2 protein-coding genes are annotated in these 1,179 nt (G+C 41.1%); both read right to left on the bottom strand.

From position 1 onward, the window contains the following. Positions 1-699: IS3 family transposase (locus tag GWG06_RS30350; RefSeq protein WP_160718179.1), on the bottom strand; the 699-nt coding region annotated here is incomplete at its 3' end. Continuing rightward, a partial coding sequence (locus GWG06_RS30345) for a helix-turn-helix domain-containing protein (protein WP_160718178.1) occupies positions 621-1,179 on the bottom strand: 559 nt, incomplete at its 5' end. The genes GWG06_RS30345 and GWG06_RS30350, both read right to left, overlap by 79 nt.

Genomic DNA, 1,179 nt, shown 5'->3' with positions numbered 1-1,179 from the left:
TTTAGCAGACATACTCTGTAAAATCTCCCGGTCGCTAAGCAGTGTCTGATATTTTTCCATGCGATATTGCCATCCCTGATCAGAATGTAATATTAGGCTACTATCAGCTGGCAGCCTCTTAAAGGCTTTTTGTAGCATATCAGTGATTTGCTTGAAATTCGGGCTTTCCGAGAGATTATAACTTATTATTTCACTGTTATACAGATCCATAATAGGAGAAAGATACAATTTCTTACCTCCTACTGAAAACTCAGTTACATCTGTAACCCATTTCTGAAAGGACTTTTCAGCTGTAAAGTTTCGTTTCAACAGATTGGGGGCTATCCGGCCCTGTTCCCCTCTGTAAGCTTTGTATTTTTTCACTCTGACCAGGCTTTTGAGATTACCTGATTGCATTATTTTTAATACCGTCTTATGATTGACCGGATTACCGGATTTTTTTAAAACGGAGGTTATTCGCCTGTAACCATATCTTCCTTTATGTTGATGGTAAAGGCTGGTCACTGCCGTTATTAGCTCAGCGTGTTTAGACGGCTGGGCCTGATGCTGCAGATGATAATAATAGGTGCTTCGTGCCATCCTTGCTGCTTTCAGCAATAAATTTAATGAATGATGTCGCCTTAATTCCCTGATGGCCTGGGCCGCTTGTTCTGAGCCGCCTTCTCTTCCTGAATTAAGGCATCCAACTTTTTTAAAAATGCATTCTCAGCTCGCAAATACGCTAGTTCTGCCTCTAATGCAGCTAGTTTTGCTGCATCTCTCTCTGCCACTGGCCTATGCTTTTTAGGTTTTTTTGCCATTGTTGATTCTTTTAAAGCGCTTTGTTTTTTAAGTAAAACAGCGGCGCCCTTATCCTCATACTTTCTCAGCCATATGCCAACTGTATGATCCTGCGCAATGCCAAACAGTATCGCCGTTTGCATTAAAGATAATCGCTTTTTCAACATGAATCTGATGACCTCTAGCTTAAATTCGCCACTATAGCGACCAGACGGTGTCTTTAAACCGGATATCCCTCGTTGTCGGTAGTGATTTAACCATCTGTAAACAGAAGTATCTGTACTCCCTAATTTACGGGCCGCAGATACCGCGTTCTCTTTGCCAGATATTATGCTACGTACTGCTGACAATTTTTGTTTTAAACTGTATTTAACTCGTTTATCCATAAAAATACCCCCC

Origin of the sequence: Chitinophaga solisilvae (assembly GCF_009928525.1) — a bacterium.
Lineage (GTDB): Bacteria > Bacteroidota > Bacteroidia > Chitinophagales > Chitinophagaceae > Chitinophaga > Chitinophaga solisilvae.
Note: the sequence above shows the minus strand (reverse complement) of the source record. Positions and strands in the feature narration are given on the sequence as shown.